We start from the raw sequence: 24,242 nt of genomic DNA on the forward strand, positions 1-24,242 counted from the left end.
TAAATTGTTCTAATTTACCAAAAAATTTATCATATATAAGCCAAGTAACTTGTGTCATAATTGCGTAACTTTTATTGTTATATATTAATATCATATTAATAAATTTATGGAATATCAGCGATGAGCCACACCCAACAAAATAACCCCTACAAGGTCGCCATATCATCGATGATTGGCACAGCGATTGAGTTTTACGATTATTACATCTACGCTGCTGCTGCCGTTTTAGTCTTTAGTACGCAGTTTTTTGATAAATCAGACCCAACGGTTGCCACCCTGCTCTCACTTTCTACTTTAGCATTGGCGTTTTTTGCACGGCCACTTGGATCGCTGTTGTTTGGTTATTTTGGTGATAAAATTGGTCGCAAAAAAACCTTAGTTGCCTCCCTACTCACCATGGGAATCTCAACCATCGCTATTGGTCTTTTGCCGACGTATGCACAGATTGGGATTTGGGCTCCGATTTTATTATGTATATTCCGTGTTGGACAAGGCATTGGGCTTGGCGGCGAATGGGGTGGGGCTGCACTTGTTGCTGTTGAAAATGCTCCTGCTAATCGCCGTGCTTGGTTTGGTACATTTCCACAACTTGGAGCACCGATTGGCTTGTTTGTTGCCAATGCTGTTTTCTTTATTATTAGCGCGATCATTGGCCATGAAGCACTGATAGAATGGGGCTGGCGTATTCCGTTTATCGCATCATTTTTGTTAGTTGCCGTTGGCTTATGGATGCGACTTAGTCTGCATGAAAGTCACGTTTTTGAAGCAGCCAAAAAAGCTGGCAAAACCAAAGGTGACCCCATCTCTGGCGTACTAAAAAATCACTGGCAACAAATCCTACAAGGCACGCTAATGATGACGACAATGTATGTTTTATTTTATATCATGACGGCCTTCGCCCAAGTATACTCAAAATCACCCGTGGCATTCTCAGACGCTGGCCATCAGACAGGTCTTGGCATCGCAGCAAACACCTACACGGGCTTTTTGCTGATTGGAGCGGTAATTTTTGGGATTTTTGTGAGTATTTCTGGCGTGTACAGCGATCGCATTGGGCGTCGTCGCTTGCAACTTATCACAATGGCATTATTGGTAGTATTCGGTCTTGCCATGCCAAGCTTTTTAGTAAATGGCACACCAACATCCGTACTCGCATTTTTGGTGGTAGGTTTCACCTTGATGGGCTTTGCTTTTGGCCCTGTAGCAGCAATTTTACCAGAAATCTTTCCAACGCAAGTTCGTTATACTGGTGCTAGCTTAACCTATAACTTAGCTGCCATCACAGGAGCATCTGTCGTTTCTATCGTCGCCATTGAGATTAACCAATTTTATGGAATGACAGGCGTGGGACTATACCTATCTGTAAATGCAATATTAAGCTTTATCGCCTATTGGTTCGCCAAAGAAACTAAGAACGTCGATTTGACCCAGTAGCTATGTCTCAACAAAAGCATTCTTATAGGGGTGCTTTTTTATGGCTATTTTATAGTATAATGACAATTTTTAGATTGGAAAATGTTTATGCATGCTGACACCGCTTTGGGCACACTTTTTATCATCACAGCCGCTTCAGGTACAGGTAAAACAAGCCTTGTCAAAGAGCTATTAGCGACAACTGATAATCTCACCGTTAGTGTCTCACACACCACACGCCAGCCTCGACCGGGTGAGATTGCAGGCACACATTACCATTTTATCAATACAGATGATTTTAAAGCATTGATTAACGAACAAGCGTTTTTAGAATATGCTGAAGTATTTGGCAATTTTTATGGCACAAGCAAGCAAGCCGTGGCAGATTTGCTATCAACTGGCGTCGATGTCATTTTAGAGATTGATTGGCAAGGGGCATTACAAGTCAAAGAAAAATTCCCAAAAGCCCAGATGATTTTCATCCTACCACCAAGTCGTGACGCCTTAGCCAGTCGCCTATCTAATCGGGGGCAAGACAGCAATGAAGTCATTCAGACACGTCTTGCAGGGGCAATCACCGAAATGCGTGAACACGATAAATTTGATTACCTAGTGATTAATGATGATTTTAATACCGCCTTACATGATTTGCAGACGATTATTGCTGCTCATCGCTTATTAACCGATAAACAAAAGATCCGTCATCGCACACTGATTGCTAATCTCTTAAATAATTAACGAACGCAATATTTCCATAAATGGCTAATCTGCCGATATATCATCAGATAAGTCGGCTTGATCTAGCCATTTTTGTTGTTGCTTTGTGGGTGTAAATCGCTCCCACAGGTCAAAACGCCTGCTCTGAGTTCTTTTAACTTGTTCCAAAAACCGCCACTTAGCAATCTTTGCATGATGCCCAGACATCAGCACTTCTGGCACTTTTAGACCTTGAAAATCATACGGCTTAGTATAATGCGGGCAATCTAACAATCCATCTACAAAGCTATCTTCTTTGGCAGATTTATCATCATTCATCACGCTTGGCAATCTGCGGATAATGCTATCCATTAGCACCATAGCAGGCAGCTCTCCGCCTGTTAATACATAGTCACCAATAGAAATCTCGGTATCAACATAACACTGAATTAAACGTTCATCCACACCTTCATATCGACCGCACAATAAAATCATGCCATCAAATTTGGCAAAATCAACCACTTTAGGTTCAGACAATGACTCACCCTGCGGTGACAAATAAACGACAGGACATAGGGTATCAGATAGATTATGTGCAGTGCAATGTGCTTTAAACAATGATTTTGCATGTAAAATAGCCTTTTGTAAAGGCTCTGCCATCATGAGCATACCAGGACCACCACCAAAAGGACGCTCATCAATACGGCGATAATTATCCTTAGTAAAGTCTCTTGGGTTAATCAAGTGAAGGGTTGCTTGAGAACGCTCAAAAGCCCTTCTGGTAATACCAAAACCCTGAACCGCCTGAAACATTTCAGGCATAATACTGATTACTGCAAAAAACATAAGTCCACTGCCAATTAAGCGATGTTAATAATCTGACTGCCAAGCGACAAGCATCGTCTGGCTATCCAGATCCACCTTTAGCACAACGTCTTTATGCCAAGGGATAAGTCTTTCTTCGCCATCTAAGCTTTGAGCTGTTGGCTTAACACAGACAATCTCATGAGCACCCGTCTCAAATAATTTCTCAACGACACCCAGTATCTCATGCTCTTCATTAATGACGGTTAATCCAATCAAATCTGACCAATAATACTCATCATCGTCAAGCTTTGGAAAGTTTGCTTTATCCGCCCAAATCGTTACACCCTGCATCGTCTCTGCGACATTGCGATCAGGAATTTCTTGGAAGCTTGCGACCAAACCTGCCCCTTGATGTCGCCACTCACTCACCGTCAAAGGCTTAAATCCAGTTGCTGTTTTCATCCACCACGGCTGAAAATTAAACACGTCAGAACGTTCATCCGTCTCGCTAAATACCCATAACCACCCTTTAATACCATAAGGCTTTTGAAGCGTGGCAATTTTAATTAAATCATCAGGATTTGGCATGGTGTGAGCACGGCTAAGATTTGGTTTTTTAATCATAACTTAAACTTCAATAAAGTTAAATATAGGCTTAAATAAAAAATCGGTTTGCATTAAACTGCCAAGCAGAAGAACACAAACCGATTTAAGGCTTAAGCAATATTATGCAGATTGCTTGCTTTTAGCTAGCTGAGCAACACGATCTGAAGGTTGCGCACCTTTTTCAATCCAAGCATTATATGCTTCTAGATCAAGTCGTAGAGCCTCTTCTTGACCACGAGCCAGCGGGTTAAAGAAACCGATTTTTTGGATATGGCGGCCATCACGTGGTGAACGGCTGTCAGTTACAACGATTTGATAAAATGGGCGTTTTTTAGAGCCGCCACGAGCTAAACGAATTACAACCATGATAACTCTCTTTAAAAAATTTGAAATAAGATAAAAGTATGGTGCAAGAATTTAGATAGTATATTCCTGCCTAAAATGAGGATGAGCCGAAAGCATGGAATTACTAAAGCTGTAATTATAACAAATTTACACCATAAATCAAAGTAAAATTGCATAAGTTGTTGTGATTGTTTTATACTATTTCTAAAAATTTAGCATCATTATCATGAACAACATGAACAAGTCACTATACACTCTGCTGCTCAAGCTTCGCCACCAATTTTATTCTAATACATGGCAGACCATCATTGTGGTTTTTTTTATCGTCTTTAGTAGTGTTGGGTTGTCATTGTGGTTATTTTGGCGAAGTTTGTATCTGCCAGAACTAAAAAACCACGCAAATTATCTTGCAAGCGAATTAAATTTTATCAACCAAACACATAAACGCTGGGCAGATGATCCAAGTACATTAAAATGGCTAGAGCAACAAAGTCGTCTCAAAATCACTCGTAATCCAGAACACTTTCCTGATGTTACAGATAAGCTGCTTGTTGATAGCATTACAGATGTTCTGTCATCTGAAGTTGAGCGTGAGCTTGGGCGTAGTGTACAAGTTTATTTTAAATTTAAGCCCATACCAATGTTGTGGATCCAAGACAGTGAGCATCCTGAGATTTGGCTTAGTGAGCCCATCACCTATTATTCTCATTACAGTCCCGGATTACTTTTTAGTTTCAGTTTTGGCTTGCCGTTATTGACACTTCTAACGATATTCATACTCGTTCGAGGCTTAAATAGACCACTTCGCAAGCTAGAAAGAGCAGCCAATAGCTATATTACCGAAGGTCATGCAACCACCCTGCCAACTAGAAAAGGCCCAAGAGAAATCCGTCAAGTAAACACTGCGTTTAACCAACTCTTTACTACGCTAAACCAAGCTCAAAAAGAGCGTACCATTATGCTTGCTGGCATCTCTCATGATTTAAGAACGCCACTTACACGAATGCGTCTTACTGCCGAAATGTTGCCAGATGAATTTTTTCGAGAGGGCTTGGTTTATGATATCGAAGATATGGATGCTATCTTGGAACAATTTATTTCATTTATGAAAGATGGTTCCGATGAACCTGTTCGCCCAACCAATCTAAGTGGTATTTTTAAAGAAGTTATGGTGCAGTTCGGTGATGTTCGCTTTATTTGCGACCAATGTCTAAAGACAGAAGTGCCTGTCAGACCCCTATCCATTAAACGTTTAGTTATTAATCTAGTCAATAACGCCATCCGTTATGGCAAAGAACCCATTCATCTAAGTGCCTATACTGAAGTCAAAGACACTAGTGATGTTAATGACACACCCCATCCTATGCTAATCATCAGCGTTAAAGATGAGGGCGATGGCGTGGCAGAAGATCAATTGGCACGCATCATGCAGCCATTTGAACGCGGAGAGTCCGCCAGAACAACACAAGGTAGCGGACTTGGATTAGCAATTGTTGATCGTATTGCACGATTACACCAAGGCACTGTATCCGTCACAAATCACCCAGACGGAGGGCTTCAAGCATCTGTCAGCATTCCTCTGCTCACACAAATTACTGGTAAATCTAAAGATGTTGGCAAAGGCCCGACACCTTAAATAATCTTCCAATGAATTTAACAAAATAAGCTTTTGCCCCATCAAAAAAAAGACTTGGAATAATCCAAGTCTTTTTCATCCATAATGTGTTTATTATGGGCGATCTACAAGCTCGACATAAGCCATAGGTGCACTGTCGCCATCACGATAGCCACATTTGATGATACGCAAGTATCCACCTGGGCGACCTTGGTAGCGTGGACCAAGCTCAGAAAATAGCTTACCTACGGTAGCTTTATTACGAGTGCGGTTGAAAGCTAGACGGCGATTAGCAACGCTGTCTTCTTTTGCCAAAGTGATCAATGGCTCAGCCACACGGCGAAGTTCTTTTGCCTTTACCAAGGTAGTTTTAATCAGTTCATGCTCAATTAAAGAATTGGTCATGTTCTGAAACATAGCCTTGCGGTGGCTACTGGTACGACCCAGTTTCACTCCACTATTACGATGTCTCATGGTCAGGTATCCTTAAATTAACGGCTACGATAAGAAAAACGGTCATCAACTCTAAGGTCACTAGGTGGCCAGTTATCAAGACGCATTCCAAGCTCTAAATCTTTAGATGCTAGCACGTCTTTGATTTCAGTCAATGATTTCTTACCTAGATTTGGAGTCTTAAGCAGTTCTGTTTCTGAACGCTGCACCAAATCACCGATATAATAAATGTTCTCAGCTTTTAAACAATTTGCCGAACGAACCGTTAGCTCAAGATCATCAACTGGGCGTAGTAGCACAGGATCGATCTCTTCTTTCTCTTTTACTGGCTCTGGTGGTGTTTCCGCTTCTAAATCTACAAAAATTGCAATTTGCTGTTGCAAAATAGTCGCAGCTTTACGAATTGCTTCTTCAGGATCAATTGTCCCATTTGTTTCAAGCTCAATGATCAGCTTATCAAGGTCAGTACGCTGTTCTACACGAGCATTCTCAACATCATAAGCAACGCGTAAAATTGGGCTAAAGCTTGCATCAAGCTTTAAATGACCAATAGATTTAGATTCAGCAGTCTCACGGCGTTGGTTAGCAGGCTCATAACCACGACCTGTTACTACACGCAGACGCATTTTCAGGTGTCCACGATCGCTTAGATTTGCTAAGACATGATCAGGATTAGCAATCTCAACATTATGTGGTAATTCTAGATCGGTAGCAGTTACGACACCTGGTCCTTTTTTATCCAAAGTTAGGTAAGCTTCACCTTGATCATGCAAAGTGATAGCCAACCCTTTAAGATTTAAAAGAAGATCCAACACGTCTTCTTGCAAGCCTTCTAAAGTTGAATATTCGTGATCAACACCTTCAATCTCGGCTTCAACAACAGCTGCACCAGACAGTGAAGAAAGTAGAATGCGGCGAAGAGCGTTACCTAAAGTATGCCCAAAGCCACGTTCTAACGGCTCGAGCGTGACCTTAGCAGTTGTTTCATTAACCGCATCCACGTTAATGGCATTCGGTGTAAGAAACTCAGTTGCATTTGTCATAGTGTCACCTCGATCAGTTCAGATTATTTAGAGTATAGTTCAACAATCAAGTTCTCGTTGATTTCAGCAGGCAATTCGCTACGCTCAGGAGCGGTCTTAAAGATGCCTTGCAATTTGCTATGGTCAACTTCCAACCACTCAGGAATACCACGCTGAGAGGCAAGCTCGATAGCATTTTTAATACGTAATTGCTCTTTAGACTTTTCATGAATAGCAATCACATCACCATCTTGAACTTGAATTGAAGGAATGTTCACACGAACAAACTCATCACGACCAGCTTTCTTAAGCAAAACTGAACGGTGGCTAACAAGCTGACGTGCCTCTGCACGAGTCGCACCAAAACCCATACGATACACAACATTATCTAAACGGCGTTCTAACATGCCAAGTAGATTTTCACCTGTTGCACCACGCATACGGGCAGCTTCTTTATAGTAATTAGCAAATTGGCGTTCTAACACACCGTACATGCGTTTTACTTTTTGCTTCTCACGAAGCTGAGAAGCGTATTCAGACGTTTTGTTCTGACTGTTGCCATGCTGACCTGGAGCACGACCTGCTTTTTTTGTCTTTACATCAAAAGGCTTTACACCTGATTTCAGTTGTAAGTCAGTGCCTTCACGACGTGACAATTTTAATTTTGGACCAATATAACGGGCCATGTGTCTTTCTCCTTAAACGCGGCGCTTCTTAGGTGGGCGGCAGCCGTTGTGTGGAATTGGTGTTACATCGCTGATGCTGTTAATTTTATAACCCAATGCACCTAATGCACGAACCGCAGACTCACGACCTGGTCCTGGACCTTTAACCAAGACATCAACATTTTTTACGCCATAGGTTTCTTGAGCTGCTTTACCAGCAACTTCAGCAGCAACCTGTGCAGCAAAAGGCGTTGATTTACGTGAACCACGGAAGCCTTGTCCACCTGAGGTGGCCCAAGCCAATGCATTACCTTGACGATCAGTGATCGTTACAATGGTGTTATTAAAAGACGCATGAATATGGGCGATACCTTCTGATACCGAGCGACGAGCCACTTTTTTGCGGCTACGAGTGTCTTTTGCCATCTTTTAGCTTCCTAAGTTAATTACTTTTTAATTGCTTTGCGGGGACCTTTACGGGTACGCGCGTTAGTTTTAGTACGTTGTCCATTGACTGGAAGACCACGACGGTGGCGAAGACCACGGTAGCAACCTAAGTCAACTAAACGTTTGATGTTCATTGAAATTTCACGACGAAGGTCACCTTCTGTCATATAATTTGCAACTTCTACACGAACAGCATCCAGTTGTGAATCATCTAACTGACCAATTTTGGTTGTTTCTTGAATGCCAACTGCCGCAAGAATTTTCTTAGCGGTAGTGCGTCCAATACCAAAAATGTAAGTTAGTGAAATCACAGCATGTTTGTTGTCCGGAATGTTTACACCGGCAATACGAGCCATTGATTTCTCTCCGTTAGCACAAATGCAAGGCATTTGTTTTGCTGAGTTTACTCTGCTATAAAAAATAGCATGGCAATTAGCGGATGATACTACATCCGCCACTAAATTTCAAGTATTAATTTATTAATTAACCTTGACGCTGTTTATGACGTGGTTCTGCACTGCAAATTACAAGTACTTTACCTTTACGGCGAACAATTTTGCAGCTACCGCAGATTTTTTTTACTGACGCTTGAACTTTCATGTCATGCTCCTATTCACACCGCATTACTTTGGTGTATTAATTAATGTCTGATCATGATATTGGTGGGTCATAAGATGAGCTTGAACTTGTGCAATAAAATCCATAAGCACCACCACCATAATCAATAAAGATGCACCGCCTAACTGAAACGACACACCAAATGATGTTTGAATCACCATAGGCATTAGGCAAATAATTGCCATATAAATCGCCCCAATAAAAGTAAGTCGGTTTAAAACAAAGTCTAGATATCGTTTAGTTTGCTCGCCCGGCCTGATTCCTGGAATATATGCACCACTACGCTTTAAATTTTCTGATACCTCTCTAGGATTAAACATCAATGCCGTATAGAAATAGCAAAAAAAGATAATGAGTACTGCAAACATAAGCAAATACAAAGGACTACCTGGCTGTAGAACCAAAGAAATGTTTTGCACAATGTTCTGAAGCGTTGTTGGATTAGCAGAAGAACCTGCCCATTGACCCAATGTTGCAGGCAAAAGCAATAAAGAACTAGCAAAAATCGCAGGAATCACACCAGCCATATTGATCTTAAGTGGTAAATGTGATTGTTGTTGTGCGTAAATTTTACGACCTTCTTGTTGCTTTTGTGCATAATTTACTGGGACTCTGCGCTGTGCTCTTTCGATATACACAATCGCCACAACTACCGCAAGACCTAATACAGCAAAAAGCAGTAATACAATTAAATTGGTGTTATCGGTAAAGGCTTGAGATATCATACCTGGAGCACTTGACACAATACTAGCAAAAATCAGCATAGAAATGCCGTTGCCTATACCACGTTCTGTAATCTGCTCGCCCAGCCACATTAAAAACATAGCTCCCGCAACCAAAGAGGTTACCGCAGGAATGTAAAAAGCCAATCCACTTGTTAAAGTCAATCCACCAGCAATTAAGCCTGTCGACATCCCAACAGCTTGCACAAATGCCAAAGCCAAAGTACCCTGTCTAGTGTACTTATTCAACGTTCTCCTACCAGATTCACCTTCTTTTTTGAGTGCCTCTAAAGATGGTACCACAGCAGACATCATTTGCACCACAATAGATGCAGAAATGTAAGGCATGATACCTAAGGCCATAATAGACATACGCTCTAAAGCACCACCAGAAAACATGTTAAACATGCCTAAAAAGGTGTTTTGACTACCATCAAAAAATTGGGCTAATCTATCAGGATTCATTCCTGGCACAGGAATGTGTGAACCTAAACGATAAACAATCAATGCCCCTAGCAAGAATAGTATTCTTTGCCACAATTCGTTGTACTTCCTAATGAATACAAAAGGATTTAATGGAATAGATGATTTTGGCATTGATTGCTTAGACACAAGATTACTCCTCGACACTGCCGCCAGCAGCTTCGATTGCTTGCTTGGCACCTTTTGTTACTTTAACGCCTTTAAAGTTTAAAGGACGAGTAACTTCGCCAGACAAAATAATACGAGCACGCTTCATATCGCCACGAATGATGTTAGCTGCTTTCAAGCTTTCAACAGTAACCTCATTGCCTTCAATTTTATTTAGCTCAGATAGACGCACTTCTGCAGTTGTCATTGCCAATTTACTGGTGAAGCCAAATTTTGGCAGACGGCGATAAATCGGCATTTGACCGCCTTCAAAACCCGCTGGAACGCTTGAGCCAGAACGTGAAGTTTGACCTTTAACACCGCGACCACCAGTCTTTCCAAGACCTGAACCGATACCACGACCACGGCGTTGGGCAGTCTTTTTAGCACCTAATGCTGGTGATAATTCATTTAAACGAAGACCCATTACGCTTCCTCCACTTTAACCATGTAATTTACACGATTTACCATACCACGAGTTGATGGTGTATCTTCAACCTCTACAGTATGACCAATGCGACGTAACCCCAAGCCTTTTAGGCAAGCTTTATGGCTTGCTAAGCGATGGCTACTCGACTTAGTTTGAGTAACTTTCATTTTTTTCATCGTAACTTACCTTACTTAACCCAAAATCTCTTCAACAGATTTACCGCGTTTTGCGGCAACTTGCTCTGGCGAAACCATGTCACGCAAGCCTTTAAATGTTGCATTTACAACATTTGCAGCATTTGTTGATCCATAGCATTTTGCCAGGACGTTTTGCACACCAGCAACCTCAAGTACAGCACGCATCGCACCACCAGCAATAACGCCAGTACCTTCTGATGCAGGCTGCATATACACTTTTGATGCACCATGGCGTGCATTAATTGGGTGTTGTAGCGTATGACCTGCTAGATCAACAGTAATCATATTACGTTTAGCAGCTTCTAGTGCTTTTTGGATAGCAGCTGGCACTTCACGTGCTTTACCACGACCAAAGCCAACGCGACCATTACCATCGCCAACTACAGTTAGAGCAGTGAAAGAAAAAATTCGACCACCTTTAACAACTTTTGCTACACGGTCAACCGCTACCAATTTTTCTACCAAACCATCAGTTTGTTCAACTTTTGCCATGATTAGAACTCCAATCCATTTTCACGAGCAGCGTCAGCCAAAGCTTTAACACGGCCATGATATTTAAATCCACTACGATCAAATGCAACCTTAGTGATACCAGCAGCTTTTGCACGCTCTGCAATCAAAGCGCCAACAGCTTTTGCAGCTTCAACGTTACCAGTTGCACCAGAACGCAAGCTTGAATCTAGTGTAGATGCTTGAGTAATAACAACGCCACCAGTTGGTGCGATAATTTGTGCGTAGATATGACGTGGAGTGCGAGTTACTGTCAAACGGTTTACACCTAGGTGACGGATGTGTGCACGGGTTTTTTTAGCTCGGCGAAGACGAGCTGCTTTTTTATCGAACATTGTGTCTCACCTTACTTATTTTTTCTTAGCTTCTTTACGAAGTACGACTTCATCGCTATAACGAACACCTTTACCTTTATAAGGCTCTGGTGGACGGAAACTACGAATTTTCGCAGCTGCTTGACCTAATTTCTGCTTATCGTTTGATTTAAGTACGATTTCAGTTTGAGTAGGGCTTTCAGCTGTTACGCCTTCAGGAAGATTGTAAGCGATTGGGTGAGAGTAACCTAAATTAAGATTAACTACATTACCAGCTACTTGGGCACGATAACCAACACCAATCAACTGTAAGCGACGTTCAAAACCATTGGTTACGCCATTTACCATGTTATTTAGTAGTGCACGCACTGTACCAGTATGCATCCACGCTTCTTTGGTGTCTTTTACAGGAGAAACTGTAACAACGTTATCTTCTTGCTTTAGCTCGACCAAATCATGCAGGCGTAAAGACAAAGAACCATTCTTGCCTTTCACTTCAACCTGCTGACCGTTCAAAGTAACACTAGTGCCAGCTGGCAGCGTTACTGGGGCTTTTGCCACACGAGACATAGGAATATCCTTTAAATAAAATTACAACCGCTATTAATAGCGGAACCAAAAAAAAATCAATTTAAATAAACATAAGTTATTTAAAAAGCGTTCTATTATACCATGAAAAAATCCTTAGTGCAAACTAAGGATTTTTATTTTTAGCTGAATAATTAAAATTACGCAACTAAAGCAATGATTTCACCACCAATGCCAGCAGCACGTGCAGCACGATCGCTCATGATACCTTTACTGGTAGAAACGATAGCTACACCCATGCCTTTTTGAACGCTTGGGAGATCATCTTTGCCACGATATTGGCGAAGACCAGGGCGACTATAACGCTTCAGCTGATCGATAACACCTTTACCTTGATAGTATTTTAGTTCAATGTTTAGAACTTTCTTACCATTGTCAGCCTCACTAACTTCTGCTGAAGTTAGATACCCTTCTGCAACTAATAAATCAGCGATAGACTTACGTAGCTTAGAAGATGGCATTTGAACTGATGGTTTGTTTCTTGATTGTGCGTTGCGGATGCGGGTTAGCATATCAGCAACAGGATCTTGCATACTCATAGCGTAACTCCTTACCAGCTAGCTTTACGAACGCCAGGTACATCACCTTGCATTACACGTTCACGCAGTTTATTACGTGACAAACCAAATTTACGGAAGTAACCATGTGGACGACCAGTCAAACCACAGCGATTACGTAGACGAACTGGTGATGAGTTACGTGGCAATGATTGAAGTGCCAACATTGCATCTAAACGCTCTTCATCGCTTGCATTAACGTCACTGATTACTGCTTTTAGCTTTGCACGCTTTTCGGCGTACTTAGCAACTGTTTTTTCGCGCTTTAATTCGCGATTAATCATGCTTTTTTTAGCCATAACGTTTACCTTATCTAAATGGGAAGCCGAATGCTTTTAACAATGCACGACCTTGATCATCGTTTGCAGCTGTGGTGGTGATAGTGATATCCAAACCACGGATACGATCGATTTTATCAAAATCCACTTCTGGGAAAACGATCTGCTCTTTGATGCCGAGCGAATAATTGCCACGACCATCAAATGCTTTTGCTGAAAAACCACGGAAGTCACGAATACGAGGAATCGCAATGGCGATAAGACGATCTAAAAATTCGTACATCTGTTCGCCACGAAGCGTCACTTTACAACCAATAGGCCATTCTTCACGAATTTTGAAGCCTGCTACAGATTTACGTGCTTTAGTTACTACTGGTTTTTGACCAGCAATAGCAGTCATATCTGCTAATGCACCTTCAAGTAATTTTTTATCTTGTGCTGCACCGCCAACACCCATATTTAGAGTGATTTTGGTAATTCTTGGCACTTGCATAACATTTTCCAAGCCAAGCTCATCTTTGATGTTTTGCTTTAGCTGGTCATTGTATAAAGATTTTAATCTTGCCATTACTATATACCCTTAGTATTTTATGCAGTCGCCACTACTTCACCATTTGAACGATAGATACGGACTTTTTTACCCGCTTCATTCACTTGGTAAGCAATACGATCTGCCTTTTGGGTTGCTGCGTTATAAATCGCAACGTTTGAAATGTGTAAAAATGCTTCTTGCTTAACGATGCCACCTTCTTTGCCTAACGCTTGGTTAGGTTTTTGGTGTTTGGTTACAATGTTAATGCCTTCAACTTTTACACGATCTGCTTTAACCGCCAAAATTGTGCCTTGCTTGCCTTTATCTTTGCCAGCAATCACAACCACGGTATCGCCTTTGCGTAACTTTGCCATAAGATGCCTCTAAAAAGGTTACAGTACTTCTGGTGCTAGAGAAACAATTTTCATAAATTGTTCACTACGTAGCTCACGAGTAACAGGTCCAAAAATACGAGTTGCAATCGGTGCTTTGTTATTGTTTAAAATAACAGCAGCGTTATCATCAAAACGTAGTACCGAACCGTCTGGACGACGCACGCCTTTTTTAGTACGCACAACGACCGCATTCATCACGTCGCCTTTTTTAACACGGCCACGAGGAATAGCTTCTTTTACGGTTACTTTGATAATATCGCCAACAGAGGCATAACGACGATGAGAACCGCCCAATACCTTAATGCACTGTACACGACGTGCACCGCTGTTGTCTGCAACTTCCAGCATTGTTTCAGTCTGAATCATCGCATTACTCCATAAATAATAATACAATAAAAGTCTAATCACCAAGACTTGAATAATCAAGTCTTGGATAATGTGTCAAAAGACCATTATACTAGTAAATGACTTTTAATGCAAATAGCTTAAATTTTAACCGCAGCTTCAACTACGTCTACTAAAGTCCAAGATTTGGTTTTAGAAATAGGACGAGTCTCTTTGATGCGAACAATATCACCTTCTTGACAAACGTTGTTCTCATCATGAGCTTTTAGTTTGGTAGAGCGGCGGACTTGCTTGCCATACATTGGGTGGCGAATTTGGCGTTCAACTAATACAGTAATAGACTTATCCATCTTATTACTGATGACTTTACCAGTTACAACGCCAACTTCTTGAGTTTGGGTATTCTCGCTCATGCATCGCCTCTTTGTTTTTCATTGATCAAAGTCAAGATTTTTGCAATCGTACGACGATTTGTCTTAACTTCATGAGTTTGACCTAGCTGACCAGTTGCTTTCGCCATGCGAATACGAAATGCATCAAGTTGCTTTTCGTCTAGCAATTGTACCAACTCGTCCAATGACTTTTCACGTAATTCGTTGGTTTTCATTACATTACCGTCCGTTTAACAATGGTGGTTTTGAATGGTAGCTTAGCTGACGCAAGCGTCAATGCCTCACGTGCAAGCTCTTCATTAACACCTTGGATTTCATAAAGCATTTTGCCTGGCTTGATTTCAGCGACCCAGTATTCTACAGGACCTTTACCTTTACCCATACGAACTTCTAATGGTTTTTCAGTAATTGGCTTATCTGGGAATACACGAATCCAAATTTTACCGCCACGCTTAATGCGACGAGTAATGGTACGACGAGCTGCTTCAATTTGACGGGCAGTCATGCGACCACGACCAACTGATTTTAAGCCAATTTCACCAAATGCAACCGTGTTACCACGTTGAGCTAAACCTGTGTTACGCCCTTTGTGCATTTTACGAAACTTGGTACGTTTTGGTTGTAACATAGTTTATCCTCTGTCGTTATTGCGGCGATTGCTACGACCACGACGCTTAGGTGCGCGAGTCTTGTCTTCAACCACAGGGTTATAAACACTGTTCATGCCATCTAGGATTTCACCACGGAAAATCCATACTTTAACACCAATGGTGCCATAAGTGGTTTCTGCACGAACTTCTGAATAATCAATGTCGGCACGGAGTGTGTGTAGTGGCACACGACCTTCACGATACCATTCAGTACGAGCGATTTCAGCACCGCCTAGACGACCTGATAGCTCAACTTTGATACCGCCAGCACCAGCACGCATGCTGTTTTGTACTGCACGTTTCATCGCACGGCGGAACATCACACGACGTTCTAACTGATTAGCGATGCCTACCGCTACAAGACGTGCATCCAAATCAGGTTGAGTAACTTCTTGGATGTTTACTTGAGCTGGCACGCCCATAAGCTTAGTAAGCTCTTTTTGAAGTGCTTCGATATCTGCACCTTGCTTACCAATGATTACGCCAGGACGTGCTGAGTGAATGGTAATTTTAGCCGCACCAGTAGGACGCTCAATGTAAATGTGACTGACCATTGCTTCTTTTAGCTTGTTGCGTAGATAATCACGCACTTTAAAGTCATTTAACAAATACTCAGAGTATTGCTTTGGGCTTGCATACCAGTTTGCGTTATGCTTTTTAACAACGCCTAGACGGATACCAATTGGATGTACTTTTTGACCCATGATTATGCTCCTACTTTAACAGTGATGTGACAAGTGCGTTTGCTGATACGGTCAGCACGACCCTTGGCACGAGGCATAATACGCTTCAAAGTAATACCTTCATCAACGTAAATGGTAGAAACACGCAATGTGTCAATATCCAAACCGTTGTTATGTTCAGCGTTAGCAATCGCTGATTGTAGGCATTTCTTAACTAATTTAGCAGCTTTTTTATTGCTAAAAGTTAGGATATCCAAAGCACGCTCGATTGATTTACCACGAACTTCGTCCGCAACCAATCTTACTTTTTGTGCCGAAATGGCGGCACCACGTAATTTTGCAGTTACTTCCATGGTAGCACCTTATCTCTTAGATTTCTTATCAACGCCATGACCACGATATGAGCGGGTCGGAGCGAATTCACCGAGTTTATGGCCAACCATTTGCTCACTTACAATAACAGGTACGTGTGTACGTCCATTATGGACTGAGATGGTTAGACCTACCATTTGTGGTAGAATCATCGAGCGACGAGACCAAGTTTTGATCGGTTTGCGGCTGTTGCTTTCAAGAGCACTCTCAACCTTGGCAAACAAATGCGCATCGATAAATGGACCTTTTTTCAATGAACGAGGCATGAAACTTTTCCTTTATTTCTTGGCACGACGGCGACGGATGATCATATTGTCAGTACGCTTATTAGAGCGGGTTTTTAGACCCTTAGCTTTCTGACCCCAAGGACTTGTTGGATGTTTACCAAAGTTACGTCCTTCACCACCACCGTGTGGGTGATCAATTGGGTTCATAGCCGTACCACGAACGGTAGGACGAACGCCACGCCAGCGATTAGCACCTGCTTTACCAAGTGATTTTAGGTTATTTTCTGTATTAGAAACTTCACCAATTACCGCACGGCAGTTTGCGTGAATACGGCGAGTTTCGCCTGAACGCAAACGTACGATCACATAAGCACCATCACGACCAAGCAATTGAACCGCTGCACCAGCAGAACGGGCAATTTGAGCACCTTTGCCGATTTTTAGTTCAATGTTGTGAATGATAGTACCCACTGGGATATTTTTAAGTGGCAAACAGTTACCTGGGCGGATTGGAGAACCTTCACCAGATTGAACCTGATCGCCTACTGCCAATTTTTTAGGGGCAATGATATAACGACGCTCACCATCTGCATACTTTAATAATGCGATGTGTGCAGTACGGTTTGGATCGTATTCAATGCGTTCAACAGTTGCAATGATACCGTCTTTATTGCGTTTAAAGTCAATTAGACGATAATGTTGCTTATGACCACCACCGATATGACGGGTAGTGATGCGACCGTTGTTATTACGGCCACCAGTTTTAGCTTTTGATTCAACAAGCGGTGCATAAGGACGACCTTTAAAAAGGTGTGGATGCACTACTTTTTCAACAAAGCGGCGACCTGGTGAGGTTGGTTTTGCTTTTACGATAGGCATGATTTTAATCCTTATTCGTTAGTCGCTGTTTCACTAGTGACTTCTTCACCAGCACCGATTTGTACGTCTGAACCTGCTTTTAAGGTGACATACGCTTTTTTCACGTCGTTGCGGCGACCAGTAACACGACCAAAACGCTTGGTTTTACCTTTAGTGTTTAGGGTGTTTACTTTAACCACTTCAACGCCTTCAAACATTAGCTCAACCGCTTGTTTGATTTCACGTTTGGTTGCATTGTTATCAACTTTGAAAACTTGTACACCAAGGCTGTCGCCCAAACGTTGAGATTTCTCAGAAAATACAGGTGCTTTTAACACTTGATACAATCTTGCGTTACTCATGCTAGTGACTCCTCAAATTGTTTGGCAGCATCAACAGTCATGATAACTTTATCAAAAGACACTAGGCTGACAGGATCAACTTCACGAGTGCCAAGTACATTGACATGCGGAATGTTGCGTGCAGCTAAGTACAAGTTTTCATCAACTTCGCTGGTAACGATCAATGCACGTGGAGCATTTAGCTCAGCTAGTTTTGCAATCATTTCTTTAGTTTTTGGTGCAGATACTTTAATGTCATCAACCAAAATCAGACGGTCTTGACGAACAAGCTCTGCCAAAATGCATTGCATCGCACCACGATACATTTTGCGGTTTACTTTTTGAGACCAGTCTTGTGGCTTGGCTGCAAATGCACGACCACCACCAACCCAGATTGGACCACGGATAGAACCCGCACGAGCACGACCTGTGCCCTTTTGACGCCATGGCTTCTTACCACCACCAGATACTTCGCCACGAGTTTTTTGTGCACGAGTACCTTGACGAGCACCAGCTAGGTAAGCAGTTACGACTTGGTGAACTAAAGCTTCGTTGAATTCACGACCAAAAGTCGTTTCTGATAATTCAACCGCCGCACCTGTAACAGTTTTTAAATTCACGTTAATCCCCTTAGGCTTTCACTGACGGACGTACGATAACATCGCCACCATTAGCACCTGGAAGTGCACCTTTGATGACTAGTACACCTTTTTCAGCATCAACAGACACGATTTCAAGTCCTTGAACGGTAACACGCTTGTTACCCATTTGACCTGGCATCTTTTTGCCTTTAAATACTTTACCTGGTGTCTGGTTTTGACCAGTAGAACCAAGTACACGGTGTGATACAGAGTTACCGTGAGTTGCATCTTGAGTGCGGAAGTTGTGGCGTTTTACACCACCTTGGAAGCCCTTACCTTTTGATTGACCAGTTACATCAACTAACTGACCTGCTTCAAATAAGTCTGCCAAAATTTCTGTGCCAACTTCACGACCTTCAAGGTCAGCATCTTCAGCACGGAATTCCCAAACACCGCGACCAGCAGCTACGCCAGCTTTTGCGAAGTGTCCTTTTTGAGCAGCAGTTACACGACTTTCACGACGCTCACCTGTGGTGATTTGAATTGCGTTATAGCCATCGGTATCTACTGTTTTGATTTGCGAAATGCGGTTTGCTTCAACCTCAACTACTGTTACAGGAATAGATACGCCTGCTTCAGTAAAAACTCGGGTCATACCGCATTTTTTACCGACTAAACCAATCGCCATGTTAGACCTCATTAATTAATCATTCGTTTAATATTAAACCAGTTGTTCATTAGCCTAAGGCGATTTGAACATCAACACCAGCAGCCAAATCAAGTTTCATTAATGCATCAACTGTTTTATCAGTTGGTTGCACAATGTCAATCATGCGTTTGTGGGTGCGAATTTCATACTGGTCACGAGCGTCTTTGTTGACGTGTGGTGATGTCAATACGTTGAACCGCTCAATACGAGTCGGCAACGGCACAGGGCCACAAACTTGCGCACCTGTACGTTTTGCAGTATCGACAATCTCTTGTGCCGACTGATCAATCAAACGATAATCGAAAGACTTTAGTCGGATACGGATTCTCTGGTTAGCCATGCCAACAAGCTCCTAATTAAGTGCTTTTTTAACCTCTAACTTCACCACTGTGAAGGATTAGGTTGCCATTTTTTTAATATTTTGTCCAATCGCATTGCTTTTAGACAAAATAAGCCAATCCCTGTCTACCATCCTAAAGGATAGCAACAGAGAAGTGTTTTATAGTGCCAAAAACGATGCTTCGGCTGTATCGTTGTCTTTTTCGCCAATGATGACTACTTTTTAAATTTTTAGTAAAAGCAAAAACTTATACCAAAAACGACAACGCTAAACAATAAAAGTTCCTATATTATACACAAAATTTAGACAAAAGCAAGTCTATATTATGTTTTTTAATTCAGATTTATCATAGATGATGTTAAACGATACGATGTACGACGCCTAGCAATTTCAATTAAGCCAAGTCGGCTAAAATCAGATACATAACTGATAAAACTGTCTTTTTTCAGGGTATTTTTAAGTGATTTTAACACACTTTTTCGCATTGCAGCGTCTTTTATGTCAATAAAATCTATTATAATGATACCGCCAAGCCCCCGAAGTTTTAGCTGAGTAGCAATAACAGCAATCGCTTCAAGATTGGTTTGATGAGCAACGTTCACGCCTGCCTTGCCAACAAATGACCCTGAATTAACATCAATAACTGTCATCGCCTCACATTCATCAATCAACAGATAACCCCCTGATGGCAAAACCACTTTACGATTCAACGCTCGAGTAAGCTTATCAATAACGGCAAAATCAGCAAACGCTGCCGCACAATAGCTCACCTTTATAGGTAGTGACTGTAACTGCACACAGATGGCTTGATTATCCGCTAAAATCACATCAGGTAAGTCTGACACTTCAAAAATAGCGTCATTCACCAGCTGCGATGCTAACGCCTGCTGGTATAAAAGCATCGGCTTTTTGGTGGTTTTGTAGGCGGTTATCACATCGTGATAAATCTGCATAAGATACTCAAGCTGTGAATAAATAATGGCGTATATTTCATTAAAAGATTGGGGCTTAAGCAGTGCAAAATTAGTACGGATAATCACACTACCCGTCATTTTAATCGTATCTAAAACTTGCTCTGCCATCGCCTTAGCACTGCGATCTAATCGCTTAGAAATGTGGTGCTTGGCAGATGATTTTGGCAACCATCTTATGTATTGCCCATCAAAGCCGATGTCTGTGCTAATGGTAGCCCCTTTATCGCCAATCTCATCTTTAATCACTTCAACTAAAATGAGTTCGCCTGTATATAAAGTGGATAGACATTTTTTACCATTTATCATCATCAGCTGATCAGCAGGTAAAAACGCCATCAAATCTCGACCAATATCCACAAAAGCACAATTTAACTGGGGTAAAATCCGCACAACCTTACCCAAAAAAATTGAACCTACAAGCGTATCGCCAAGCACGCTAAAATTAGTTAATTGTCCATGCTTTAAGGAGGCTGCCTGCCAAATGTATTCATCAGACTGATGAATTAAAAGGACGTGCCTATCTGTCATGACACATCTCATCAATTAACGCCACAGTCTGGGCAAGTGGCAAGCCTACGACATTGGTATAACTGCCATGAATCGCCTTTACCCACGCCATCGCACCGCCTTGTATGGCATAGGCACCTGCCTTATCCTGTGGCTCGCCTGTCTGCCAATAGCGGTCTTTCATGTCATCAGTTAGCACCACAAATTCAACCGCTGTGGTACAAATAAAATGCCTTTGATGTGTGATGACACCATCTTGTAGCCCACTAATACAAACCGCCGTCCAAACTTCATGCGTCCTACCTGACATCTTATCCCACATCATAAACGCATCTGCCCGATCAACTGGCTTAGTCAGCACCACCCCATCAAGCACACCAATCGTGTCTGCGGTAATGACCCATGAATATTGATGCGTATCTTGTGATGATTGGGTATCTTGTAGTAGCTGTACAGCCTGCTGTGCCTTATTTTGTACCATACGCACGACATAATCTTTGGCACACTCGCCTGCTTGCCACGTTTCGTCAATGTCAGCCTTTAAAACCTTAAAATCCACACCTGCGGCAGCCAAAAGCTCTTGGCGACGTGGCGATGTTGAAGCTAAGATGATGTGTGGATTTTGCATATATTTGCCTATTTGCTATTTTAGTTTTACCATTTTAGTTATTTAAAAATTGATTTAAAAATACCCTGTATGACTAGGGCGTGCCTGCCTTTTGTATTTGCAATGAAAAATGCCTATTAAAAGTAAGGGTAATCACACGATGATTAGATACAACCAATGCCAATTATACGCTCTCCTTGATTTTTTCGCCACTTCGGACGTTTGGGCAAATTAGACTTAAAAACATAAATAATTTTGAGCAGACAACAAGCTATGATACAATTATATCATTTTTATTGATGCCTAAATTTAAGGAATGCCAATGACCATCACCGCCCAAGATGTACAAAATTGTGCCAGACTCTCACGCCTTGCCATTGATGACACCACCGCCCAAAGCTATGCCAGCGGTCTTGATAAAATTCTAGCCATGATGGACGTATTAGACGATGTAGACACACAAGACATCGCCCCACTTGCCAATATTCATGAAGCCTGCACCGATTTGCGTGCGGACGTGGCAGATACCAACATTGACAAAGACAGCTTTCAAAAGGTTGCCCCAAATGTACAAGACGGCTTATATCTTGTGCCACAAGTGATTGAATAATAAGTAATCATCAAGCACAAGAGTCCAGACAAGTAACCTAGACAAGCAAATAACAAATACACCGCCCAACAAAAATAAACAAAACAGCTTAGTTACCCAAAGCAGTTAAAGCTTAAAAACGATGTACAGCTTAGGGCGATTTCAAAGCAGTTAAACACCAAAAATCATTTAAAATATCCAAATATGACAGGCAATGACATGACACAATTTCATCAATTATCCGTCCATGAATTGGCACAAGGCTTGACCAATAAAGACTTTTCAAGCGTGGAGCTGACAGAATATTTCATCAATCGCATTGGCAAATACGATGACACAATCAACAGCTTTATCACCCATGATTTTGATCATGCCCTAAAAAATGCCCAAACAGCGGACCAATTGCGTACCAAAGGCGACACACGCCCCCTGCTTGGCGTGCCGATGGCTCATAAAGACAACCTATGCACCAAAGGCGTACTGACTACGGCAGGCTCCAAGATTTTATATAACTTCGTCTCGCCTTATGACGCAACCGTGGTTGAGAATATCGCCAAGGCAGGATTTATCAACCTAGGCAAGCTCAACATGGACGAGTTTGCCATGGGGTCGGATAACGAATCTTCATACTTTGGGGCAGTGCATAATCCTTGGGATACCGCCCGTGTACCTGGGGGGTCATCTGGGGGGTCGGCAGCTGCGGTAGCAAGTGGCTTTACCCCTGTCGCCACAGGCTCAGACACAGGTGGCTCTATCCGTCAGCCAGCAAGTTTTTGTGGCGTAACTGGCATCAAGCCCACCTATGGGCGTGTGTCTCGCTATGGCATGATTGCCTATGCGTCAAGCCTAGACCAAGCAGGCACCTTTGGCAAATCTGCCCTTGATTGTGCGTATCTGTTAAACCCCATGCAAGGACACGATGTCAAGGACGCAACATCTATCAACCGCCCCAATGATGACTATGTGGCGGACATTTTGGCGGTTAAGACAGACGATAAGCCCTTAGCAGGCAAAAAAATCGGTGTTGCCAAAGCCTATTTTGGTCAAGGCTTGGACAGCGATGTTGAAAAATCAATCCGCACCGCCTTGGCTACCTATGAAGAGCTGGGGGCGACGATTGTGGAAGTGGACATCACCGACCCTGCAATCACTTTGGCGACTTATTATCTGCTTGCCCCCGCCGAAGCCAGCTCCAATTTGTCTCGCTATGATGGCGTGCGTTTTGGCTATCGCTGTGAAGACCCCAAAGATTTGATGGATTTGTACACACGCAGTCGCTCAGAAGGTTTTGGGGCGGAAGTGCAACGCCGTATCATCATGGGGACATACGCCCTATCGGCAGGCTATTTTGATGCCTACTATACCAAAGCCCAAAAGGTTCGCCGTATCATCATGGAAGATTTCAAAAAAGCCTTTGAAACCTGCGATATCATCGCAAGCCCCACCGCACCGACAACCGCCTACAAATTGGGCGAATCGCTTGACCCTGCCACCATTTATCTTGGCGATGTCTATACCATTGGCGTAAATTTGGCAGGACTGCCTGCACTCTCCCACCCAGTCGGACAAGCAAACGGCTTGCCTGTGGGCTTACAGCTGATTGGCAAGCATTGGGCAGAAAGCGAGCTTTTAAAGACAGCTCATATTTATCAGGCGAATACTGATTTTCATGAGCAACTGCCTAAGTTTGCCAACACTTAATTTTAAGGAAAACATGATGGACATCATCATCAAACGCACAGAACAAAAGTACAGCGATGGCGTACAAGCACTTTATCTTAGCCCAAGTGTATATAGCCAAACCCTACATCTACCCAGTCAATCGGCGGATAATTGGAAAAAGTGGCTTGGCAATATCCCTGACCATGTGCATTCTTTTGTGGCGGTATGTGATGATGGTGTCAACCAAAAGGTGGTTGGCAATGTTGCCTTAAAACTTGAAACAGCTGAACGCAGACGACATATTGGCAGTTTTGTGATTGCGGTACACGATGAGCATCAAGGTCAAGGCATCGGCAAAAAACTACTAAATACCATCATTGATTTGGCGGATAATTGGCTTAATTTAACTCGCCTAGAACTCACCGTTTATACCGATAACGAAAAAGCCATTCAGCTGTATCAAAAATTTGGCTTTGACATTGAAGGCGAGCATAGGCAGTTTGCATTTAGACACGGCAAGTTCGTCAATGCCTATACGATGGCAAGAATTAAGAGCGAAAGCTAA

Annotated in this window: 39 protein-coding genes; 6 read left to right on the forward strand and 33 right to left on the reverse strand. The window is 42.3% G+C overall.

The annotated features are described in order from the left end of the window. The first annotated feature begins 120 nt into the window (after positions 1 to 120). Both LU293_RS02980 and gmk read left to right on the forward strand, forming a co-directional pair. Positions 121 to 1,434: a metabolite/H+ symporter gene (locus tag LU293_RS02980; protein WP_242748560.1), complete on the forward strand. Its 1,314-nt coding sequence runs from the start codon at positions 121 to 123 to the stop codon at positions 1,432 to 1,434. An 87-nt stretch (positions 1,435 to 1,521) separates the two neighbouring features. After that, entirely contained in the window at positions 1,522 to 2,151 is a 630-nt protein-coding gene (gene gmk / locus LU293_RS02985; protein WP_242748562.1) for a guanylate kinase, read from the forward strand. Between the two features lie 24 nt (positions 2,152 to 2,175). On the opposite strand, the gene trmD is transcribed toward gmk, so the two are convergent. The 3 genes from trmD to rpsP all read right to left on the reverse strand — a co-directional run bounded on the left by trmD (position 2,176) and on the right by rpsP (position 3,888). After that, on the reverse strand, positions 2,176 to 2,955 hold the full coding sequence (trmD, locus tag LU293_RS02990) for a tRNA (guanosine(37)-N1)-methyltransferase TrmD (protein WP_242748572.1): 780 nt from the start codon (positions 2,953 to 2,955) through the stop codon (positions 2,176 to 2,178). Positions 2,956 to 2,979: 24 nt separating this feature from the next. Continuing rightward, positions 2,980 to 3,540 (reverse strand): ribosome maturation factor RimM, encoded by a 561-nt coding sequence (rimM, locus tag LU293_RS02995; RefSeq protein WP_242748581.1) that lies wholly within the window; start codon positions 3,538 to 3,540, stop codon positions 2,980 to 2,982. Between the two features lie 102 nt (positions 3,541 to 3,642). Further along, complete coding sequence (gene rpsP / locus LU293_RS03000) at positions 3,643 to 3,888, reverse strand: 30S ribosomal protein S16 (protein WP_242748583.1); 246 nt, start codon at positions 3,886 to 3,888, stop codon at positions 3,643 to 3,645. A 205-nt stretch (positions 3,889 to 4,093) separates the two neighbouring features. Here rpsP and LU293_RS03005 point away from each other — a divergent pair, with 205 nt between their 5' ends. Further along, positions 4,094 to 5,503 (forward strand): ATP-binding protein, encoded by a 1,410-nt coding sequence (locus tag LU293_RS03005; protein WP_242748585.1) that lies wholly within the window; start codon positions 4,094 to 4,096, stop codon positions 5,501 to 5,503. Positions 5,504 to 5,596: 93 nt separating this feature from the next. Here LU293_RS03005 and rplQ read toward each other — a convergent pair whose 3' ends face one another. The 30 genes from rplQ to LU293_RS03155 all read right to left on the reverse strand — a co-directional run bounded on the left by rplQ (position 5,597) and on the right by LU293_RS03155 (position 21,447). Then, positions 5,597 to 5,956: a 50S ribosomal protein L17 gene (gene rplQ, locus LU293_RS03010; protein ID WP_242748587.1), complete on the reverse strand. Its 360-nt coding sequence runs from the start codon at positions 5,954 to 5,956 to the stop codon at positions 5,597 to 5,599. A gap of 17 nt (positions 5,957 to 5,973) precedes the next feature. Beyond that, complete coding sequence (locus tag LU293_RS03015) at positions 5,974 to 6,978, reverse strand: DNA-directed RNA polymerase subunit alpha (RefSeq protein WP_242748589.1); 1,005 nt, start codon at positions 6,976 to 6,978, stop codon at positions 5,974 to 5,976. Positions 6,979 to 7,001: 23 nt separating this feature from the next. Then, on the reverse strand, positions 7,002 to 7,643 hold the full coding sequence (gene rpsD / locus LU293_RS03020) for a 30S ribosomal protein S4 (RefSeq protein ID WP_242748597.1): 642 nt from the start codon (positions 7,641 to 7,643) through the stop codon (positions 7,002 to 7,004). Positions 7,644 to 7,655: 12 nt separating this feature from the next. Beyond that, on the reverse strand, positions 7,656 to 8,048 hold the full coding sequence (rpsK, locus tag LU293_RS03025; RefSeq protein ID WP_036364258.1) for a 30S ribosomal protein S11: 393 nt from the start codon (positions 8,046 to 8,048) through the stop codon (positions 7,656 to 7,658). A gap of 20 nt (positions 8,049 to 8,068) precedes the next feature. Then, positions 8,069 to 8,425, reverse strand: coding sequence for a 30S ribosomal protein S13 (gene rpsM, locus LU293_RS03030; protein WP_242748599.1), 357 nt, complete (start codon positions 8,423 to 8,425; stop codon positions 8,069 to 8,071). Positions 8,426 to 8,552: 127 nt separating this feature from the next. Further along, complete coding sequence (gene rpmJ / locus LU293_RS03035; protein ID WP_049236838.1) at positions 8,553 to 8,669, reverse strand: 50S ribosomal protein L36; 117 nt, start codon at positions 8,667 to 8,669, stop codon at positions 8,553 to 8,555. A gap of 23 nt (positions 8,670 to 8,692) precedes the next feature. Continuing rightward, complete coding sequence (gene secY / locus LU293_RS03040; protein WP_242749639.1) at positions 8,693 to 10,006, reverse strand: preprotein translocase subunit SecY; 1,314 nt, start codon at positions 10,004 to 10,006, stop codon at positions 8,693 to 8,695. A 19-nt stretch (positions 10,007 to 10,025) separates the two neighbouring features. Next, a complete protein-coding gene (rplO, locus tag LU293_RS03045; RefSeq protein WP_242748601.1) occupies positions 10,026 to 10,466 on the reverse strand; it encodes a 50S ribosomal protein L15 in 441 nt (146 codons plus the stop codon). After that, a complete protein-coding gene (gene rpmD / locus LU293_RS03050; protein WP_242748603.1) occupies positions 10,466 to 10,645 on the reverse strand; it encodes a 50S ribosomal protein L30 in 180 nt (59 codons plus the stop codon). The genes rplO and rpmD overlap by 1 nt, the downstream gene beginning before the upstream one ends. Before the next feature lie 15 nt (positions 10,646 to 10,660). Next, the gene (gene rpsE / locus LU293_RS03055; RefSeq protein WP_242748605.1) at positions 10,661 to 11,158 is read right to left on the reverse strand and encodes a 30S ribosomal protein S5; all 498 of its coding nucleotides are present in this window, start codon (positions 11,156 to 11,158) and stop codon (positions 10,661 to 10,663) included. Between the two features lie 2 nt (positions 11,159 to 11,160). Next, positions 11,161 to 11,511 (reverse strand): 50S ribosomal protein L18, encoded by a 351-nt coding sequence (rplR, locus tag LU293_RS03060; RefSeq protein ID WP_242748607.1) that lies wholly within the window; start codon positions 11,509 to 11,511, stop codon positions 11,161 to 11,163. Between the two features lie 15 nt (positions 11,512 to 11,526). Next, on the reverse strand, positions 11,527 to 12,060 hold the full coding sequence (gene rplF, locus LU293_RS03065) for a 50S ribosomal protein L6 (RefSeq protein WP_242748609.1): 534 nt from the start codon (positions 12,058 to 12,060) through the stop codon (positions 11,527 to 11,529). A gap of 158 nt (positions 12,061 to 12,218) precedes the next feature. Further along, positions 12,219 to 12,617 carry a 30S ribosomal protein S8 gene (gene rpsH, locus LU293_RS03070; protein WP_242748617.1) on the reverse strand — a complete coding sequence of 133 codons (399 nt, stop codon included), beginning with the start codon at positions 12,615 to 12,617 and terminating at the stop codon, positions 12,219 to 12,221. 11 nt (positions 12,618 to 12,628) lie between these two features. Next, positions 12,629 to 12,934, reverse strand: coding sequence for a 30S ribosomal protein S14 (gene rpsN, locus LU293_RS03075; RefSeq protein WP_242748619.1), 306 nt, complete (start codon positions 12,932 to 12,934; stop codon positions 12,629 to 12,631). A gap of 10 nt (positions 12,935 to 12,944) precedes the next feature. Beyond that, complete coding sequence (gene rplE, locus LU293_RS03080) at positions 12,945 to 13,481, reverse strand: 50S ribosomal protein L5 (RefSeq protein WP_242748621.1); 537 nt, start codon at positions 13,479 to 13,481, stop codon at positions 12,945 to 12,947. Between the two features lie 20 nt (positions 13,482 to 13,501). Beyond that, a complete protein-coding gene (gene rplX / locus LU293_RS03085; RefSeq protein WP_242748623.1) occupies positions 13,502 to 13,819 on the reverse strand; it encodes a 50S ribosomal protein L24 in 318 nt (105 codons plus the stop codon). 18 nt (positions 13,820 to 13,837) lie between these two features. Beyond that, positions 13,838 to 14,206, reverse strand: a complete 369-nt coding sequence (rplN, locus tag LU293_RS03090; RefSeq protein ID WP_066885074.1) for a 50S ribosomal protein L14 — start codon at positions 14,204 to 14,206, stop codon at positions 13,838 to 13,840. 119 nt (positions 14,207 to 14,325) lie between these two features. Then, positions 14,326 to 14,598 (reverse strand): 30S ribosomal protein S17, encoded by a 273-nt coding sequence (gene rpsQ, locus LU293_RS03095; RefSeq protein ID WP_242748625.1) that lies wholly within the window; start codon positions 14,596 to 14,598, stop codon positions 14,326 to 14,328. After that, complete coding sequence (gene rpmC / locus LU293_RS03100) at positions 14,595 to 14,792, reverse strand: 50S ribosomal protein L29 (protein ID WP_242748627.1); 198 nt, start codon at positions 14,790 to 14,792, stop codon at positions 14,595 to 14,597. The genes rpsQ and rpmC overlap by 4 nt, the downstream gene beginning before the upstream one ends. Then, positions 14,792 to 15,205, reverse strand: coding sequence for a 50S ribosomal protein L16 (gene rplP / locus LU293_RS03105; protein ID WP_242748629.1), 414 nt, complete (start codon positions 15,203 to 15,205; stop codon positions 14,792 to 14,794). Before rplP ends, rpmC begins: the two co-directional genes overlap by 1 nt. Positions 15,206 to 15,208: 3 nt before the next feature. Beyond that, a complete protein-coding gene (rpsC, locus tag LU293_RS03110; RefSeq protein WP_242748631.1) occupies positions 15,209 to 15,931 on the reverse strand; it encodes a 30S ribosomal protein S3 in 723 nt (240 codons plus the stop codon). 2 nt (positions 15,932 to 15,933) lie between these two features. Next, positions 15,934 to 16,263: a 50S ribosomal protein L22 gene (gene rplV, locus LU293_RS03115; protein ID WP_242748633.1), complete on the reverse strand. Its 330-nt coding sequence runs from the start codon at positions 16,261 to 16,263 to the stop codon at positions 15,934 to 15,936. Between the two features lie 9 nt (positions 16,264 to 16,272). Then, complete coding sequence (gene rpsS / locus LU293_RS03120) at positions 16,273 to 16,548, reverse strand: 30S ribosomal protein S19 (RefSeq protein ID WP_242748635.1); 276 nt, start codon at positions 16,546 to 16,548, stop codon at positions 16,273 to 16,275. 12 nt (positions 16,549 to 16,560) lie between these two features. After that, the gene (gene rplB / locus LU293_RS03125) at positions 16,561 to 17,388 is read right to left on the reverse strand and encodes a 50S ribosomal protein L2 (protein WP_242748637.1); all 828 of its coding nucleotides are present in this window, start codon (positions 17,386 to 17,388) and stop codon (positions 16,561 to 16,563) included. 11 nt (positions 17,389 to 17,399) lie between these two features. Continuing rightward, positions 17,400 to 17,729, reverse strand: a complete 330-nt coding sequence (rplW, locus tag LU293_RS03130; protein WP_242748639.1) for a 50S ribosomal protein L23 — start codon at positions 17,727 to 17,729, stop codon at positions 17,400 to 17,402. Then, the gene (gene rplD / locus LU293_RS03135) at positions 17,726 to 18,328 is read right to left on the reverse strand and encodes a 50S ribosomal protein L4 (protein WP_242748641.1); all 603 of its coding nucleotides are present in this window, start codon (positions 18,326 to 18,328) and stop codon (positions 17,726 to 17,728) included. The genes rplW and rplD overlap by 4 nt, the downstream gene beginning before the upstream one ends. 10 nt (positions 18,329 to 18,338) lie before the next feature. Beyond that, on the reverse strand, positions 18,339 to 18,977 hold the full coding sequence (gene rplC, locus LU293_RS03140) for a 50S ribosomal protein L3 (RefSeq protein ID WP_242748643.1): 639 nt from the start codon (positions 18,975 to 18,977) through the stop codon (positions 18,339 to 18,341). Between the two features lie 49 nt (positions 18,978 to 19,026). After that, on the reverse strand, positions 19,027 to 19,338 hold the full coding sequence (gene rpsJ / locus LU293_RS03145; RefSeq protein ID WP_078275906.1) for a 30S ribosomal protein S10: 312 nt from the start codon (positions 19,336 to 19,338) through the stop codon (positions 19,027 to 19,029). Positions 19,339 to 19,670: 332 nt separating this feature from the next. Then, positions 19,671 to 20,840 (reverse strand): ribonuclease E/G, encoded by a 1,170-nt coding sequence (locus tag LU293_RS03150; protein WP_242748645.1) that lies wholly within the window; start codon positions 20,838 to 20,840, stop codon positions 19,671 to 19,673. Continuing rightward, the gene (locus tag LU293_RS03155) at positions 20,830 to 21,447 is read right to left on the reverse strand and encodes a Maf family protein (RefSeq protein WP_242748647.1); all 618 of its coding nucleotides are present in this window, start codon (positions 21,445 to 21,447) and stop codon (positions 20,830 to 20,832) included. Before LU293_RS03155 ends, LU293_RS03150 begins: the two co-directional genes overlap by 11 nt. A 301-nt stretch (positions 21,448 to 21,748) precedes the next feature. Here LU293_RS03155 and gatC point away from each other — a divergent pair, with 301 nt between their 5' ends. From gatC to LU293_RS03170, 3 genes are all read left to right on the forward strand, one after another. Next, entirely contained in the window at positions 21,749 to 22,036 is a 288-nt protein-coding gene (gene gatC, locus LU293_RS03160; protein ID WP_242748649.1) for an Asp-tRNA(Asn)/Glu-tRNA(Gln) amidotransferase subunit GatC, read from the forward strand. Positions 22,037 to 22,234: 198 nt separating this feature from the next. Next, positions 22,235 to 23,716, forward strand: coding sequence for an Asp-tRNA(Asn)/Glu-tRNA(Gln) amidotransferase subunit GatA (gatA, locus tag LU293_RS03165; RefSeq protein WP_242748651.1), 1,482 nt, complete (start codon positions 22,235 to 22,237; stop codon positions 23,714 to 23,716). Between the two features lie 13 nt (positions 23,717 to 23,729). Beyond that, a complete protein-coding gene (locus LU293_RS03170; RefSeq protein ID WP_242748654.1) occupies positions 23,730 to 24,242 on the forward strand; it encodes a GNAT family N-acetyltransferase in 513 nt (170 codons plus the stop codon).

It is taken from the genome of Moraxella nasovis (assembly GCF_022701215.1).
In the GTDB taxonomy this organism is placed as follows: Bacteria; Pseudomonadota; Gammaproteobacteria; order Pseudomonadales; family Moraxellaceae; genus Moraxella; species Moraxella nasovis.